General features: G+C 55.6%; 14 protein-coding genes. 7 read left to right on the top strand and 7 right to left on the bottom strand.

The annotated features are described in order from the left end of the window. Positions 1–614: 614 nt before the first annotated feature. Positions 615–1,649, bottom strand: coding sequence for an IS630 family transposase (locus tag BN2476_RS15470; RefSeq protein WP_162849250.1), 1,035 nt, complete (start codon positions 1,647–1,649; stop codon positions 615–617). Positions 1,650–1,700: 51 nt separating this feature from the next. On the opposite strand from BN2476_RS15470, the gene BN2476_RS49345 reads away from it, so the two are divergent. From BN2476_RS49345 to BN2476_RS15485, 4 genes are all read left to right on the top strand, one after another. Continuing rightward, positions 1,701–2,027, top strand: a complete 327-nt coding sequence (locus BN2476_RS49345; protein WP_268957906.1) for an aldehyde dehydrogenase family protein — start codon at positions 1,701–1,703, stop codon at positions 2,025–2,027. Further along, on the top strand, positions 1,988–2,992 hold the full coding sequence (locus tag BN2476_RS15475) for an aldehyde dehydrogenase family protein (RefSeq protein WP_268957907.1): 1,005 nt from the start codon (positions 1,988–1,990) through the stop codon (positions 2,990–2,992). The genes BN2476_RS49345 and BN2476_RS15475 overlap by 40 nt, the downstream gene beginning before the upstream one ends. Before the next feature lie 14 nt (positions 2,993–3,006). Then, the gene (locus BN2476_RS15480; protein ID WP_087735032.1) at positions 3,007–4,077 is read left to right on the top strand and encodes a zinc-dependent alcohol dehydrogenase family protein; all 1,071 of its coding nucleotides are present in this window, start codon (positions 3,007–3,009) and stop codon (positions 4,075–4,077) included. A gap of 310 nt (positions 4,078–4,387) precedes the next feature. Continuing rightward, positions 4,388–4,957 (top strand): DUF2889 domain-containing protein, encoded by a 570-nt coding sequence (locus BN2476_RS15485; RefSeq protein ID WP_087735033.1) that lies wholly within the window; start codon positions 4,388–4,390, stop codon positions 4,955–4,957. 222 nt (positions 4,958–5,179) lie between these two features. Here BN2476_RS15485 and BN2476_RS15490 read toward each other — a convergent pair whose 3' ends face one another. Next, complete coding sequence (locus BN2476_RS15490; RefSeq protein WP_087735034.1) at positions 5,180–6,109, bottom strand: LysR family transcriptional regulator; 930 nt, start codon at positions 6,107–6,109, stop codon at positions 5,180–5,182. A gap of 500 nt (positions 6,110–6,609) precedes the next feature. Between BN2476_RS15490 and panD the strand changes: the two genes are divergently transcribed. The 3 genes from panD to BN2476_RS15505 all read left to right on the top strand — a co-directional run bounded on the left by panD (position 6,610) and on the right by BN2476_RS15505 (position 10,114). Then, entirely contained in the window at positions 6,610–6,996 is a 387-nt protein-coding gene (panD, locus tag BN2476_RS15495) for an aspartate 1-decarboxylase (RefSeq protein ID WP_087735035.1), read from the top strand. A 178-nt stretch (positions 6,997–7,174) separates the two neighbouring features. Continuing rightward, positions 7,175–8,062, top strand: a complete 888-nt coding sequence (locus tag BN2476_RS15500; protein WP_087735141.1) for an alpha/beta fold hydrolase — start codon at positions 7,175–7,177, stop codon at positions 8,060–8,062. 903 nt (positions 8,063–8,965) lie between these two features. Next, on the top strand, positions 8,966–10,114 hold the full coding sequence (locus BN2476_RS15505) for a porin (protein WP_087735142.1): 1,149 nt from the start codon (positions 8,966–8,968) through the stop codon (positions 10,112–10,114). Between the two features lie 357 nt (positions 10,115–10,471). On the opposite strand, the gene BN2476_RS15510 is transcribed toward BN2476_RS15505, so the two are convergent. From BN2476_RS15510 to BN2476_RS15530, 5 genes are all read right to left on the bottom strand, one after another. Continuing rightward, positions 10,472–12,022 carry an MFS transporter gene (locus BN2476_RS15510; protein WP_087735036.1) on the bottom strand — a complete coding sequence of 517 codons (1,551 nt, stop codon included), beginning with the start codon at positions 12,020–12,022 and terminating at the stop codon, positions 10,472–10,474. Positions 12,023–12,128: 106 nt separating this feature from the next. Continuing rightward, the gene (locus BN2476_RS15515) at positions 12,129–13,589 is read right to left on the bottom strand and encodes an aldehyde dehydrogenase (protein WP_087735037.1); all 1,461 of its coding nucleotides are present in this window, start codon (positions 13,587–13,589) and stop codon (positions 12,129–12,131) included. 66 nt (positions 13,590–13,655) lie between these two features. Beyond that, on the bottom strand, positions 13,656–14,711 hold the full coding sequence (locus BN2476_RS15520) for a zinc-dependent alcohol dehydrogenase family protein (protein ID WP_087735038.1): 1,056 nt from the start codon (positions 14,709–14,711) through the stop codon (positions 13,656–13,658). 479 nt (positions 14,712–15,190) lie between these two features. Further along, positions 15,191–15,829 carry an SDR family oxidoreductase gene (locus BN2476_RS15525; RefSeq protein WP_087735143.1) on the bottom strand — a complete coding sequence of 213 codons (639 nt, stop codon included), beginning with the start codon at positions 15,827–15,829 and terminating at the stop codon, positions 15,191–15,193. A 160-nt stretch (positions 15,830–15,989) separates the two neighbouring features. Then, complete coding sequence (locus tag BN2476_RS15530) at positions 15,990–16,910, bottom strand: alpha/beta hydrolase (protein ID WP_087735039.1); 921 nt, start codon at positions 16,908–16,910, stop codon at positions 15,990–15,992. Positions 16,911–16,918 lie beyond the last annotated feature (8 nt).

Genomic DNA, 16,918 nt, shown 5'->3' on the forward strand with positions numbered 1-16,918 from the left:
GAGCATATGCTGCGCGAAAGCCCCAAGAGGAATGTGAGTTCGTCGGACCGAACCACGCACGGTTAGCGCAAAAAATACGATCGGCGATTGGCCAACTGCACTGAGATTGGCAGAAAAAAATAATTCAACGGACTCGCCATATTCTTCCCGTACTACGGAATTTTTCAAAAACACTAAAGATACAATCCGGCATCAAGTGTCTCACGGCAGTGAGACGTAAAACTCCACGCCTTTCAATTCTCAAAGTACGGATCGCGGATCGTCGTACATATTTGATCAGGGGTTTCACGCATAGCGCTCGAATTCCTTGCCTATGACACTGCTAAAAACTTACTTAAAAACATCAGCACTACTGTTCGTTTGCGAATGTGGTTTTTAATCCGAGGAGTGGGTATGAATAGTGAAACTAGCATAGGCAATGCTTCGCTCGATGCTGCCCGGTCGTGGATCAATGCGGGACCGAAGCAGCTTCTAATCGACGGGCGTTGGATCAATTCAGCATCGCAAAAGACGTTCGAAGTATTGAATCCGACAACGGAGCAAATACTTTGTCATGTCGCGGAGGCAGACCAAACTGATGTTACTGACGGGTGCATCAAATAGTGCGTAGTTGCCTACGCTGCATACCGAACGTGCTTTTCCTTGAACAGGTTGCGGATCACGTGAGGCTCCTTTTGTCGACGATGCAGATGACGACGCACGCCGTCGATCATTTCCGCCTTGCTGGTAGGTCGAGTCTTGCCGAGCGCATTGGTCTTTACGTCCTGGTTGAGCAGCTCGTCAGGATTGAGCTCAGGACAATATCCCGGCAGTTGAATCAGACGCAGACGTTGAGCATGATCGGCGACGAATCGCCTGACTGCCCGGGACCGATGCACGGGATGGCCGTCGACAATCAGGTAGATCTTGTGCGAGGCCTGTTTGAGCATGCGCTTCAGGAATTCGATGAACGTGGCGTTCCTGAACTTGCCCTCGAAGACCATGAAGTTCAATGCCCCGCGGTTGGTGATCGCCGAGATCATGTTGCAGCCGAAGCGTTGTCCCGTCGCGCGCACCACTGGCGTTTGCCCTTTGAGTGCGAAGCTCGTGCCGCTGATGTGATCACTGCGCAATCCCATTTCGTCGCCCCAGTAAATCGTCGCCTTCTCCCGCTTCGCCTCTTTGGCGATCTGCGGATAGTCTTCGTTCAACCAGCGCGCGATGCTCGCATCGGTTCTCTCATATGCTCGCCGTACCGGCTTCTGGGCACTCATGCCCCATGCCTTCAGGTATCGACCGACCGTCCACGCCGACACCTTGATCCCATACTCCCGCTCGATGAGCTGCGCCACAGATTCGCGGGTCCACAGGTAGAACGGCAACGCCAGCTGATCCGGCATCCGTTCGATGATCAGCTTGCGGATCCTCACGGCCTGCGGGTGATCCAGCCGGCCACTTCCCGGCCGACGGCCACGCTTGCCTTGCCTGAGCGATCGCAGGCCACCTTCTCGCGAGCGCTTCATCCAGTTGCTTATCGCCCGCAGACTCACCCCGAATGTGTGAGCCGCCGCGGTCTGTGTCATTCCACCAACCACCGCCTGCACCACCATTTTCCTCAGGTGCGCCTGCGTGGCTCCGTCCAGCTGTCGGGCATCAGTTTTCGTCTTCATACCCGTTTAACGCACTACGCACTATTTGGTGCACCGGTCAGTAATGCCGCGGTGATTGCCGCTCGCCGTGCTTTCGAAGCGTCATCATGGGCACATCTTTCGCCGCATGCGCGAACACGCACACTGCTGCGCATCGCCGACAAGATCGAGCTGCATGCCGGCGAGCTTGCCGCAATCGAAACCCTGGACAACGGCATGCCGCTGTGGTTCAGCACTGCAATCGCAAACGCGGCGAGCGATATCTTTAGATACTACGCGGGATGGTGCTCGAAGATTAACGGAACCACCGAGCCGTCGGATTCGAGACTTTCATTTACACATTGCGCGAACCAATTGGCGTGTGCGCGCAGGTCATCCCGTGGAATGCGCCGATCTTGATGGCCGCGATCAAGTTCGCCAATGCCCTATGTTGCGGCAACACGTTGATATTGAAACCTGCTGAACTTGCCTGCTTAAGTTCCCTGCGAATGGCCGAACTCTTACAGGAGACAGATCTGCCGCCCGGTGTGGTCAACGTGCTACCCGGCTTTGGCACAACGGCGGGCGCTGCGCTAGCTCTCCACCCCGACGTCGATAAGATCGCTTTTACGGGATCGACAATCACCGGAAAGTCTATCGTGCAAGCGGCCACTTCGAACCTGAAGAAGGTGACGCTTGAACTCGGAGGAAAGTCGCCGAATGTGATCTTTCCTGACGCCGATCTTGATCGGGCAATCGAGGCTGCCGTTAGAACCTTTTGCCTGAATTCCGGCCAGGTCTGCTCCGCTGGTACCCGTCTGTTCGTGCATGAAAGCATACACGATGAAGTGGCCGAGCGCTTAACGCGCATTGCGGCGACCTACAAAGTAGGCGACCCGCTTGAGGCAGACACGAAGCTTGGCCCACTGATCTCCGCAAAGCAACGTGATCGTGTGATGTCATATATCGATTCGGGCCAAGCCGCTGGGGCGACGTTGCGAATGGGCGCGACGCCGTGGACACGAGGGGGCTATTTCGTCGAGCCAACGGTTTTCGATTGCGTCACGAATGACATGCGTATCGCTCGCGAAGAAATCTTTGGACCGGTCTTATCCATCATCCCTTTCAAAGATGAAGACGATGCGGTCTTCAAGGGCAACGATTCCACATACGGGCTGTCGGCAGCCGTCTGGACGCGCGACGTCGCGCGTGCACATAAGGTCGCCCGCGCACTTAAGGCAGGTCGCGTGTGGATCAACACTTACGGCGAAACCGATCCAGTGATGCCGTTCGGCGGATTCAAACAATCGGGCTGGGGTCGTGAACTCGGCCAGGCATCCATCGACGCCTACACTCAGGTGAAGGCAGTCATGCTTCGTATGTAGTCAAGGAGGCAACTATGCGTGGTGTCGTATTCAAAGGTGATCGCAAGGTAGAAATCATGAACTTCGCCGATCCGGTTCCCGGGCCTGGCGAAGCAGTGATAGAAATCAAGGCTTCAGGCATGTGCGGGAGTGACCTGCATTTCTTCAGGCATGGCCCTGCCGAAGTGATCCGCGCACTTGGGTTCAAGGATCTGGCGGCGCGCGGAATCGATGAGCACGCTCCGATCATCGGTGGACACGAACCCAGCGGCGTTGTCGCGGCCTTGGGTCACGACGTGGACGCGGGTGCGTTCAAGATCGGTGATCGCGTGATGGTATTCCACTATGACGGCTGCAAATACTGCGACTCGTGTCGCACTGGCTGGACGCAACTGTGCGATCAGGGTGCCACCGTGTATGGAGTGATCGCGCATGGCGCGCACGCCGACTACATGAAGGTTCCCGTCTCGTCGCTTTTGCATCTGCCGCAGGAGGTATCGTTTGCGGGAGGCGCTGCCGTGTCATGCGGCACTGGTACCGCCTACGGCGCCCTGCTGAGGCTCGATATTAGTGCGCGGGACACGTTGGCCGTCTTCGGGCTAGGCCCCGTCGGACTTTCGGCCGCTCAACTCGCCGCCGCGATGGGTGTGGAGGTCATTGGCGTCGATATCAGCGCCGAGCGCGTCGAGCGCGCCAAGGCGTTCGGTGTAGCGCATGCAATCGATGGCAGCAAACTGGACGCGGTGAGCGAGATTCACAAACTAACCGGGGGCAAAGGCGTTAGTTGCGCGATGGACTGCGCTGGAGGCGAGGTTCCGCGGCTTCAGGCGGTGCGGGCAACGAGGCCGTGGGGAAAGATCGCGCTTGTTGCGATCGGCGGCAACTTCACAGCGGATGCGATGAAAGACCTCATCGGAAAGCAACGAACTATCGTAGGCTCTTATACGTTCTCTTCGACTGGGATGAAAGCCTGCGCGCATTTCATCGCGAATCATGGCGTTGATGTCGACGCAATCTTCACGGATCGTTGGCGCCTGGACGAAGCTAGCGCCGCGTATCGTGCGTTTGATGCACAGGCCGGCGGCAAAGGTGTGTTCGCGTTTTGACGCCGTCCGCATCAGATGATCCCGCCCCCTTCATCAATGGTTTTTCGGGTTGGCGGGGAACGGGATCGGCGATGGTGTTGAGCGCGCCATGCGTGCTTGAAAATACGTAGGCGCTCAACATGCGCAAACTCAAGATCGCGAGCGAATAAATAGCCATCCGCAACGGCGGTTTCCCTCGTCATTTAGCTACACTGCTCCAAGCCCTTCCAAACTACGAAACGATCCCGCCGCCTACGTAGACACTATCCCAACATCGCGCATACCGTAAGTGGAGCCAGTACGCTCTGTCAATCCCGCGAGTCCACCTGACATGACACTTCAACACGATGACATTACGCGCGAAGAGATTCATCATCGTCGCATTGACATGCACGGCTGCCGTCGCAGCGACGGACTGTTTGAAGCAACTGCTTTCCTAACCGACCGCAAGACGCATGATTTCCAGCCACCTGCCGCACGCCATGTCTCCGCTTCTGAGCCGATTCACGACATTCGCCTCACGATCGTTTTTGACTCAGACATGATAGTGCGCGATGTCAGCGCGTCCCTTTATGCGCATCCATACGAGCAGTGTCTCGGTGGCGGCGACGCGCTCTCTGCTTTACTCGGCTTGCGCATAGGTGCGGGGTGGAACAGCGAAGTCCGTAAGCGTCTGCCGTCCTCCGATATCTGCACCCATATTAAGGAGCTGCTCGGGCCCCTCGCGACTACGGCGCTGCAGACGATCTATGGCTTACGCAAGTCTCGACTGGATCAGCGCGACGGAGAAGGCAAACCGATCAAGCTCGATAGCTGCCATGCGTTTAGCTCGGAGCGGGAACTGGTCAGGCGGCTGTGGCCTGAATACCATCGCCCCTTGTCATCCGAGGACCGAACATGATGCAAGACGAGCCGATATAAGCGCAGATCTCTCCCGGGTTCTATCGCGACATGCTCGAAGAAGCGTGGCTCGCCAGCGTGCGTGGGACACAGAGTCGGAAGCCGGGTCCGTCCGGCTCCTCTGGGTACCAACCTTGAAGGCAAGTGGACCTCGGCCCGTTGCGAGTATCCGGTCATGCGCATTTTGGGGAAGCTGATATCCCAGAACCATGATTGGAGCACTCTACTCGGCTGACTCGTCAGCAGGTTGGTCGAGCAGTTGGTGTACCAATGCGCGCGCGATGGGGTTCTGCTCGCGCCCCCGCGGCATCGCTATGTGGATCCGGCGCACGGCCCAAGGCTCCGCCAATTCCACCACGGAAACGCGGCTGAACAGTTCGTGGCTGACCAGGCACTCGGGCTGGATGGTCACGCCGAATCCTGCCTCAACGAGGCTGACAGCAACGCCGGCGCTGCTTACGTTGTGGCGCGGTTCGAATTCAATGCCAAGACGACGCGACGCAACGCGGACTGCGCCCCGCATAGCGTGAACCACAATGAGATTCTCATTGAGCAAGTCGGCGAATGAAACACTGGATTGTTTGCTTAATTGATGCCCCTGTGGCACGACCGCCACCAAGCGGTCAGTGCGATAAGGCGTGACATCCACTCCGCTCAAATCAAGTTCATGCGTCACTGCGAAAACACCGATGTCGGCCTCCCCACGCGCGACCGCTTGCACAATTCCGGCATTCTCGACTTCGCGCACGACGAACTCAACGAGCGGATATTCACGCTTAAACTCTCCGAGTTCACGCGCGATGAATGGCACGATAATCGAGCGCGCCGAGGCAACGGTGAGCTCTCCGCGTATTCCCTCAGTAAAGGAGGCGATCTCGGCGCGCATATCATCAAGATTATCGAAAATCCGTCTGACATAACGCAAAAGCACGGTGCCGGCCTGGCTCGGCGCGACACCTTTCGGACCCCGCTCCAGCAACTTGACGCCCGCAATGTCTTCCAGGTCCTGAATCCGCTTGGTCGCTGTAGACGCCGCGATGTTCTCGCGAATCGCAGCAAGACCGATCTGTTGTTCCTCGACAGCTGAAACGAACAATTTAAGCGTAAGCAGATCAACCTGCCGTATCAGATGAAGGCGATTGAAAGTGCCCATGTCTGCGCTCCCTTTGTCTTTCTGATATTGCCCGTGCCTGACCGATGGGCATACATTTACCCCATGAGGCAACGCAGAGCCACGGGACTGCCACCCTGGCGACTATAGGCCTGCAGCGCGCGACACGCGGGCCCCATCGTAAATCGTACACTATCCGCTCCGGGCACGGCTGAAAGCCAGGCAAGTAACTCGTCAGTCAACAGGTGCTCGCGTTGCTAGGTGCAAGTACCCATCTCGCGTCGGCGTCAAATCACACGAATGATTGCACCGCTCAAATAGCTGGAACGAGAAAGACGTTCCGGTTCATTGCACGGAACACTCGTCCCGACGACATTGACCCGTTGGTGGTATGCAGCAAAATTCGAACATGGCGCGGGGACTTCTGTGCCGGCGAGAAACCGCAGCAGATTCGCGAATCCGTGTGTTCTTTGCGGCCGCAGGATCTATAAAATGCCCCTATGGTCTCGCGACGCATACCGGGTAAATTCAAGGAGACACACATGCGACGCAACATGCTTAAATCCAAGATTCACCGTGCCGTAGTGACGCATTGCGAGTTGCACTACGAAGGCTCCTGCGCGATCGACGAAAACCTCCTTGAAGCAGCAAATATTTTCGAAAATGAACGCATTGAGGTTTGGAACATAAACAACGGCGAGCGGTTTTCAACATACGCTATTCGGGGACAACGCGGCAGCGGCATGATCTCACTGAACGGTTCAGCCGCACGTCGTGCACAATTGGGAGATCTCGTCATTATCGCGACATTTTCAAGTGTCGACGAGGCGGAACTCGTCTCTGGCTGGGAGCCGAAGCTTGTTTTTGTCGATGAAAACAACGAGATAAAGGCGAAGCGGACTCACGTTCCGGTACAGCAATGGGACTAAGATCGACTTATTCGACGGTGTACGTCTCAGATGCTCATCACCTTCACCGCCCTCCTCGAATCTCAATTCAGAGCACTAGCTCTCCGTCTTTATCGGAGACGTGCTGAGCACAAGCATTGACAAGCGCGCCTCCAATGAGGAGTGTGTAGTCGAACGACCAACACACGTGAGGATGACGATGAATGCAGGAACCCGTTTGCCAGGAACGCCCGAGCCAAAGCATATCTGGACAAATGCCGACGGCATTCCGCTCGCAGCGGACAGTTGGGGCCACCCGGGAAATCCTGTCGTTGTCCTACTGCACGGGGGCGGACAGACTCGTCATGCGTGGGGTTCGACCGGCGCGCTACTGGGCAAGGTCGGATATCACGCGGTGGCTTTCGATGCACGCGGACACGGTGATTCAGGCTGGAGCCCTGATGGCGAATACAGTCTTGATGCGCTGGCACGTGACCTTCGATGCATCGTTGATGCCGTCGGTGCGGAACGGCCGGTACTTGTGGGCGCATCGCTCGGAGGCAGCACAAGTCTCGTTGCGATCGGCGATGGCCATGTCGAATCGAGCGCGCTCATCCTCGTCGATATAGTTCCATATACAGAGCCAGCGGGCGTCGCTCGAATTCATGCGTTCATGCGACAGAGGCCTGATGGATTCGACACCCTCGAAGAAGTCGCGGATGCGATCAGCCAGTATCGACCAACGCAATCTCGCCAACACAATCTGAACGGTCTATCGAAAAACGTGCGGGTCGGCGAAGACGGGCGATTCCGATGGCACTGGGATCCGCGCTTTATTTCCAAACCCATGGACATTCAACATCGTCACGAACGTCTCTCTGCGTGCGCCCGTCGGCTGACTATGCCAACTCTGCTCGTGCGCGGCGCAAGCTCGGATGTTGTCAGCGAAACGGGGGTGCGCGAATTCCTTGAGCTTTGCCCGCATGCGCATTACGTGAATGTCGCTAAGGCCGGACATATGGTTGCGGGTGACCGTAACGACACGTTCGGCAAAGTCGCAGCTGACTTTCTTTTTCGCTACCTACCGGTTGCTGGTACCCAACCGTAGCCTCTTCGATGCGGTGTAAGTCGGATCCCGAACGACACCCGCGCGTGTCTCCTTCTCGATTTCTTGTCAGTCCGCGACGACGTAGGATTCCAATCCTCTTCGAATCGTCGTCATTGAACGCCCCACGTCGACCAAACAATACTTTTGACAGATCGAAGTACGGAAATATATTTCGACCAGCGTTGACGCCCGTTCCCTCCCACGCGCATTGTAAAGGCATGTGATATTCGCTCAGCACGCCTCCGATATCTTGAGCACGTATCCAACATAAAAAAGGAGACTTCGTGAGACGATCAGACATTGCCTCGCATCCAGGCCCACTGGAAGACTGCAACAGGACATTAGAAGCGCGGCCAAGCCGTCACGCAAGCAAGGACGCTTCAGTCGAATGCACGTGTAGCGTCTTCACGCGAATGGAAGCTAACAAATCCGGATTCAATCCCATATCTAGCCGCTCCGGCCGAGCGACGAAACTACACACAAGAGCACAAGCGGTTGTGCGCCGCTCCACCAGGCCGATGCCGACTCATTGAATTAAGCGCATCGGATCGGAAAAGTTAGCGGCGCCAGGGTTAGCCCATTGGGCGAGTATATCGGTACAACTCGCTTGATGTCCGTATTATCTACTTAGGAATCCATATTTATAAAAATCACTTTCGTATATTTTTATTATTGCGCTGAATTATAACGACGACCGACGATAAGGATTAACCTCTATCAAATCCGATTCTGTTTCGCATTGTCTCCGCTAACTCGGAGAATCGATTTCCTCGCTGTTATCGCCAGAACATTTGGCGACTACCGCGTCAAGCAGGCCGGCAACCTGAGATGTCGTACATAACAAAAAAGAAGCTGTCGTTTTCGCCAAAGCTTTTATCAACCGTTGGATCAGGAGACATGTCAGTGAAAAAGAGATTTCTGTCGATTGCAGTCCTTGGTGCATGCGCAGGCACCGCATCCGCACAAAGCAGCGTGACGTTGTACGGCCTAATCGATGCCGGCGTGAATTACATCAATAACGACAACGGAAAGTCGAACGTAACGATGACTACAGGTGTGATCCAGGGCAACCGTTTCGGACTCAGGGGCACTGAAGATCTCGGCGGAGGGACCAAGGCCATTTTTGTGCTGGAAAACGGCTTCACTGGCGGCGGCGCATTGGCGCAAGGCGGTCGTCTCTTCGGACGGCAGGGGTACGTTGGAATCCAGAACGAGCGCTTCGGCACGATCACAATGGGGCGTCAGTATGATTCGGTGGTCGACTACGTTCAACCATTGAGCGGCATTGTCTATACTGGCCTCGCACATCCATTCGACAACGATAACCTCGATAACTCGTTCCGCGTCAACAACTCAATCAAGTTCACAAGCTCCAACTACGGCGGCTTAAAATTTGGCGGCATGTATGCATTCAGTAATACCGCCACGACCGACACCGGCTCCGGGTTCGCCACCAACCGTCTGTGGAGCGTAGGCGCCGGTTATTCGCTTGGCCAGCTTTCGTTAGGCGCGGCCTACATGCATCTTAATGCGCCAAACGCGAACACGACGGGCGCCATTTCTGGCGACTATATCAACGTCACGAGCACTTCGCCGCTGCACGCAGCCGGGCTGGCGTCGGCCGTGATCCGTGAAGATGTTGCGGCAGCCGGGGCCACCTATCAGGTCGCGGCGGTAAAACTCGGCTTCGTGTATAGCCACTCCAAGTTCACCTCCGTCAACGATACCCTGAGGTTTGACAACTACGCAGCGTCAGCTAGCTGGCAGATATCCCCTGTGCTCTTCCTGTCGAGCAACTACACGTTTACCGACGGAAAACTGAGTTCAAAGAATCTGAGCCCCAAGTATCACCAGATCGAGCTCATCGGAGACTACTTCCTGTCCAAGCGCACCGACGTCTACCTACTCGGCGCTTATCAGCGCGCAGTCGGTGACGCCACCGTCGCGTCGATCGCACCCGATACCTATGGCGCCGGCGGAACTTCAGCGCCAGACGCATCGACAACAAAAAATCAGGTGCTCGTCCGGCTCGCCATGCGCCATAAATTCTGATCGACAGCCTAAACGGAAAGCGTGCCGATCTGAGGTGTGTGTTGTCCTCAGGTCGGTGACGCCGTCATCTATCGAGATATCGAGAAAAAGAGCTAACTATCGCATGACGGCGCGGCGACAAAGCCCTTATAAGACCCGTTGCCGCGCTGTTGCACCGGCGGGGGCCTGCCCTCGCAATCTACAACAACTAGTCCGTGTGCACGCGAACGATCGACGACCGAAACCGCATCCGAATTGATGCCCGCGCACCGCTTGATTGGAGAAGGTAACGGTGCGTTGGAAGAGTCTTATAGACGAGGTGATGATAATTTACGAGCGCATACTCTCGCCGGGAATTCCGGTCCGATACCGTTTAGGCTACTTTATATGCCGCTGGGTCAGAGCAATTACGCCACCTAGCAGAGATATTGCCAAGACTACATAAAAGCAATCCAACACACTCATGAAAGCTGCCTGATGGACAGCCAAACGTGCGATCTCTCCAAATGCCATGCTTCCCGCCTGTGTTGCCGTATATCCTTGCGCAGTGAACGTTTGGATCATCGTCTGAAGTGTGTTCTCGAAGACTGGGTTGTACGGCGTAGCAAATTCAAATAGCCTCGTTTGATGAACCGCGATTCGATGCTGTTCAAAGATGATAATGGAAGCAGTCGAAAACGAATAAGCTAACTGCTTGACAATATTCTTAAGGCGATAACCGTGCGTGAACTCCTGATCCGAGAATATCTGCCACGCAGCACCTCCGCTCGGCAGAGCAATGAACATCAGGAGAAAGCCTCGCACGATCAGCGGCGCAATCAGCCATGACGTACTGACATCCGGCGGTAGGTTCTCAAACCACGCTGCAATGAACGTTGCCATCAGGAAGCCAGGTACAATCAGCCACTTTTTTTCACGAACGTATTTTGCATAGCGAAAGTAAATGATCGCCATACCGACAGAGGAAAGTGAGGTCAGTCCAACCAGCGTTCCAGCATTTTCCACTGGATATCCGAGACCACTTTCCAGCAACCGCGAGATCAGGTACCCGATTGCGTTCGTTACGTAATAATAGAACGCATACAGAATGATCGCAGCTCTGAACGTCCCTTCTTTCAACGCATTTATTCTGATAAGTGGCTTTGGATGATGCCATTGCTGCCGTGCAACCCATCCAAGGGCGAACAATCCGACGACCGTGCAGGCAAGCAAGACTGGCGAACTACTGAACAGCTCGAAGCGAACTTGCTGAACGACGATTTGCAGCGCACCTAGCGAGATTGCAAACACCAGACATGGCAAAAGATGCGTATCGCTGCGCAACGTCGCCTGTCGCTTGCCGACATGCGGCACGACGAGAAAAGAGAATACCGAGAGCACGACACCAGCGATTGTCGTGCAAGTGAATAGCGCATGCCAACCAAATTGCGCAATCAGCAAGCCACCAATCAACGGAGCAGAGGCGCTCGCCAGGAGGATGGTTATCAGAAAAAGGCGCGTGGCCGATGGGCGACTGCTGGGAGAAAAGCCAACTTGCAGAAGAATACGGCAGGTGCCCAGCATCGGCCCGATAAAATAGGCCTGAAGGCCACGCGCCATCGCAAGCTGGAGAGATGTCGAACAGAGCGAGGCCGCCAGAGAACCTATAGAGAACATCAGCAGACACGCGCTCAGATAGCGACGAAAGCCCATCCGCTCTATCAACCATTGTTGCTGAACGATACCTAGGACCGATGCCACGGCATAGGCGGATGAAGACCAAACCAGTTCGTCCGGCGGAACGTTGATCCCACCGGCGATGTAGCCGTTGAAGAACGGGAACATCGTGTTATCAAAGTAATCAAGCCCGACCGATAGCGCTACGGCCCATGGAAACAGGTCGTTGCGCAAACGGCCAAGCGTGAGCAAGCGTGCGCGTGACAGCTCCATTCTCACGATTCGCCATCCATGTCACGCCGCGACACCGAGTGACGCGGATGCATCGCCATCTCTTCGCCGAGAGTCGCAAAGTGGAATGTTGCGCTCGCGTGCCTCTTCATGCCATGACAACAGTCTTGGATTCCATAAATGCGGTCAGTCCTTCAGTGCCGCCTTCCCGGCCGATACCTGATTGCTTGAATCCGCCAAATCCGATGGAAAAATCGGTGCGCGGACCGTTATGTCCGACTGTCCCTGAGCGAATCTGTCGGGCCACAGCTAGCGCGCGATCGCGATCGTTCGTGAACACCGCAGCATTCAAACCAAAGGGCGTGTCGTTTGCCATTCGGATCGCGCTGGCCTCGTCATCAGCCGGGATGACACTCAAAACCGGCCCGAAGATTTCCTGTTGGGCGATCGTGGACCGGTTGTCGACGTTACCGAATACGGTCGGCTCATAAAAAAAGCCACGCGCCTGGCCTGGAGGGCGCTTGCCGCCGGTTGCAAGCGTCGCACCTTCGGCAACGCCGGTTGCCACAAAACGCTCAACCGTTTCACGTTGTCGCCCACTAGCGAGCGGTCCGGAGGTGGTCTCGGGTGCAAACGGATCCCCTACGACGATCTGCTTCGCGATGTTGGCCAGTGCTTCCACCATGGAATCATGCTTGGCCCGCGGCACGATTACCCGTGTCAAGCTATGGCAAATCTGCCCCGTGTTGTAGCCGAAATAGGAGGACCCGAGGGTCTGAGCCGCTGTCTCAATGTCGTAGTCGTCAAGAATGATAGCCGGGGATTTTCCACCCAGTTCCAGTGTGACGCGGGCAATCCGATCACCGGCTATAGACGCGATTTTTCGCCCGGCGCCGGTCGAGCCCGTAAACGTGATTTTGTCCACATCGGGATTACGGACCAGTTCCTCGGAAACATCTCGGTCTGCCGTAACCACGTTGACGACACCCGGCGGCAGCCCGATTTCTTCGCAGATTTCGGCAAACATATAGGCTGAACAAGGCGCTTCCGGCGACGACTTGATGACCAGCGTGCAACCTGCCAGCAATGCGGGCGCTGTCTTATACGCCATGAGGCCAGCGGGACCGTTCCACGGAATAATTTCTCCAACGACGCCAACGGGCTCATAAATGCGGTAGGCAAGATTTCCTGACACGGAGCGGAGTTCCTCCGTGAATGGAAATGTTGATGCCATTGCTGCGTATTGGCGAAAGGCACCGCTGATGAACAGCCCGATGCGCGGTTGTGCGACCTTATAGACGATACCAGTCTCGATCGCCCAGACGCGCGCAAATTCGTCGTTTAACGCCTCCAAGCGCTCAGCGAATCTTTCGAGATAGACGGCGCGTTCCTGTGGTGTCATCCGGGGCCACGGTCCATGATCGAATGCTTCACGCGCGGCGGCGACCGCGCGTTGCATATCGCTGGATGCAGCCGTCGCCACGGTAGCTACGACTTCCTCCGTCGAACAATTGATAACGTTGAATGTTTCAGATGTCGAAGGCTCAGTCCACTTTCCACCAATGAAGAACTGCCCAGGGTGCTTCAAATCAATAGTTTTCGTCGTCATTACAACCTCGTTTGCCCCTTTCTCAGGGCGAGTTCTGTGTTTCCGAATCGATTCAGCCGCCGGACCTCAAAATACGATGACGCCCTTACCGCCCGCTTGCCGATTGAAGTGTGCGTAGGCCTCTTCGGCCTGCTCCAACCTCCATTCGTCGGTGAAGAGATGGTCGACCTCGACACCGTGGTCCGCGATGAAATGAGCACAGTCTTTCATTCCGACCTCGGAAAAGGTGAACGAGCCAATTAGCGTCCGCTGTTTGCCGATCACGTCTTTCATCGCGTCGAGCGTTAAATTTCCACCGACGGCCACGAGCGCCACACGACCCCATGTCGCAGTGCTCAGCACGGCCTGCTTGCGCGGCAACTCACCACCTGCACACTCGACGGCGCATGTCGCGCCTTTTCCTCGCGTCAGCTTGTGGACTTCGTCCACGGGGTCGACTTTGCTTGCATCAATCGCGTGTGTGACGCCAAATTCTTTCGCGCGAGCAACACGATCGGCGTTGATATCGACGCCGATCACCTCGACGCCCATCGATGCTGCCAATTGCGCAGTGGAAAGACCTACTGGCCCTAGTCCAAAAACGGCGAGTGTGTCTCGAGCGCTGATATCGAGGCGCAGCAGTGCACCAAAAGCAGTACCCGTGCCGCATGACACCGCGGCACCGCCTTTGAACGAGACTTCGTCCGGCAGGTGGACGAGCGATGAGGCAGGGACCTTCATGTAGTTAGCATGCCCGCCGTGGCTTAACACGCCATAGATCCGGGCACCCCTGTCACAAAGTTGAGTCCAACCCGTTCGACAGTGGTCGCAGAACGCACATCCGGCGTAATGAAATACCATCACTCGATCGCCGACTTTGAACGAGCGCTTATCTACGCTGGCGCCCACAGCTGCTACGACGCCACAAGGTTCATGACCTCCGATAACGTTGTCCGATTCCATTCGGTCGCGCATTCCAAGCATCGCTAGTGAATTCGCCATGCCGTGCCGGTAATAGTGCAAGTCGGTGCCGCACATTCCCGATGCTTTCATTTCGACAATGACTTCATCGGGACCGGGAGTCGGATCGTCAAAGTCGAGCAGTTCGACCTTGCAATTTCCTTGAAACACCATCCCTCTCATGAATTCCTCTACATTCAGTGTCCGACGTCCTCTCGGACATTTATCAGGTCAAATGCCCGACGTCCGCCCAACTGTGAACAGACCAAATCGATTCGTTGCTTACTTGATCGCCGCATCCAAGAGCACGTTCTGGATAGGCGTTATGCACCGAATACTTGTGCCTCAAGCCGATTTATCGAGTGGCGCTTGTGATCTTGATTGTGATATGAAGCTTCGCTTGAGAGATCTGCAGCGATCTGAGAGCGTGGTCTGCCACGAGAAAATTCGTGGCGTCGAATCCAAGGCTCGCTTTTGGCATGCTAAGTTTCGACCGTCCGCGATTCAATTGAAAATTGCTGAATCGTGAATTCGGCTGTACCGAATACGGTCGCTTCGACAATCATGGCCTCGGCGAACCTTCACCGGAGTAAATCGCGACGATCCTCTCCTACGGTCTTCGAGTTGCAAGCAACTGCAATCGACGTCATGGCACAAGAACCTCAAAGAAAGACGGGCTTGTCGGCATCCGTACCTGGCTTATTGACACCGACATTGGCTCTCAACATGAGACTTGGATTACTTATCAACTCAACAATCAAAGCCGCCACGCTCTTGCGCGAGACCTCCGTCCCCCTGAACGGTTCGTTCCGATCTGTTGTTTCGTAGCTCACCTCGTCGACGTCGGTAAGCCAGGCCGCCCGCAATATCGTGTAGTCCAGGCCGGATCCCTCAATCAGATCAGCCGATGCTCGATAGGGAGGAAGAAACTGACCAATTTCCTTGCGATTCCACTCACCAAACTTTCCCGGCACCTCGTCGTAAATACCCAATGAGTTGACAGAAATCAGTCGCTTGACACCCGTCTCCTTCATCGCCGACAGGATGTTTTTAGTCTGCTTGTCTACCTCGCCCGCGAGGTTGGCGTAAACCACGTCGTGGCCCGCCACAACTCTCGGCAGCAAGTCTTTGTCCAATACATCCCCGATCACGACCGTTGCGTTTTTTGGTTCATTGCCGGCGAGTTTTTTTGGATTACGCACGAGCAACGTCTGGGTCAGTCCTGGCTTATCGCCATTCATCTGGACAACCCAGCGCGCAATCTGCCCGCTAGCGCCAAGTATCAAAACCTTCGTATTCATTTTGGCATCCTTAATGAATGACTTGATCAAAAAGCTATAAAACGATTGATCGCTGCCATCTCAAGCCGTAGAAACCAGCAACGCAATGCCTCTGGGGGCGACGCAGCAAGACACTTCACCTGAAGTGTCTTTGCGAAAAACTTCTCTTATACAGCGGAGATCAGAGGTTTTCCTTGTAGAAAGGCACCAGCTTCGCCAGCGCTTTTGCAACCGGCTCGGGCTTGTCGTACAAGTCATAGTGCGACCAACCTTCAATGACCACCAATTCCTTATTCTTCGAAGCAGCGCGACCGATAACTTCACAGCCGTCGCGATACGCGCCAAACGCACCCACCTTATCGCCCACCACGACCATCAGCGGCTGTGTGAGCAACGTTTCACACAGATGAAACGCGTCCCAGCCGACGGCGACCGCTTGATGGGAGAACATCGAACGATTGACCCCGTTGGGCGCGCGACCTCTATCTGACCGGTAGTATTCAGTGGCGCCATACAGATCCACTTCCGTCAACCCGGCTTCACGCGCCGCTTCTGGAGAGGGCGGGAGCAAATCGTCCACACGCGCAGCAGCGCCTCGCGCCTCCGCGGTGCGTTGTGCCGCCATTGCCTCCAATGCAGCGATCGGGTTGTAGCCGCTGAAGCCTTCCCGCATCAGGCGTCCGTAGTTTGCGCCCGTTACGGTACCCACCGCCTTGATACGACGCTCGGTCATTGCGGCATTGATGGAATAGCCGCCACCGCCGCATATCCCGAGGACGCCAATCCGACCTTCATCAACGTAAGGCAGCGTCACCAGATAATCACAGACGACGCGAAAATCTTCGACTCGACGTGTCGGATCTTCGATGTAGCGCGGTTCGCCACCACTGTCGGCCTGAAAGCTGGCGTCGAAAGCAATGACGACGAAGCCTTCTTTCGCCAAAGCCTCTCCATAGACGTTCCCCGAAGTTTGCTCCTTGCAACTGCCGATCGGGTGCGCACTGATGATAGCGGGATACTTTTTCTTCTCGTCGAAGCCCGGAGGAAAGTACAGGTTCGCAGCGATGTCCCAATAGGTATGGTCGATCTTAACGTTCTTCATGAGGCTCT

The sequence above is a fragment of the Paraburkholderia piptadeniae genome (genome assembly GCF_900007165.1).
GTDB lineage: Bacteria > Pseudomonadota > Gammaproteobacteria > Burkholderiales > Burkholderiaceae > Paraburkholderia > Paraburkholderia piptadeniae.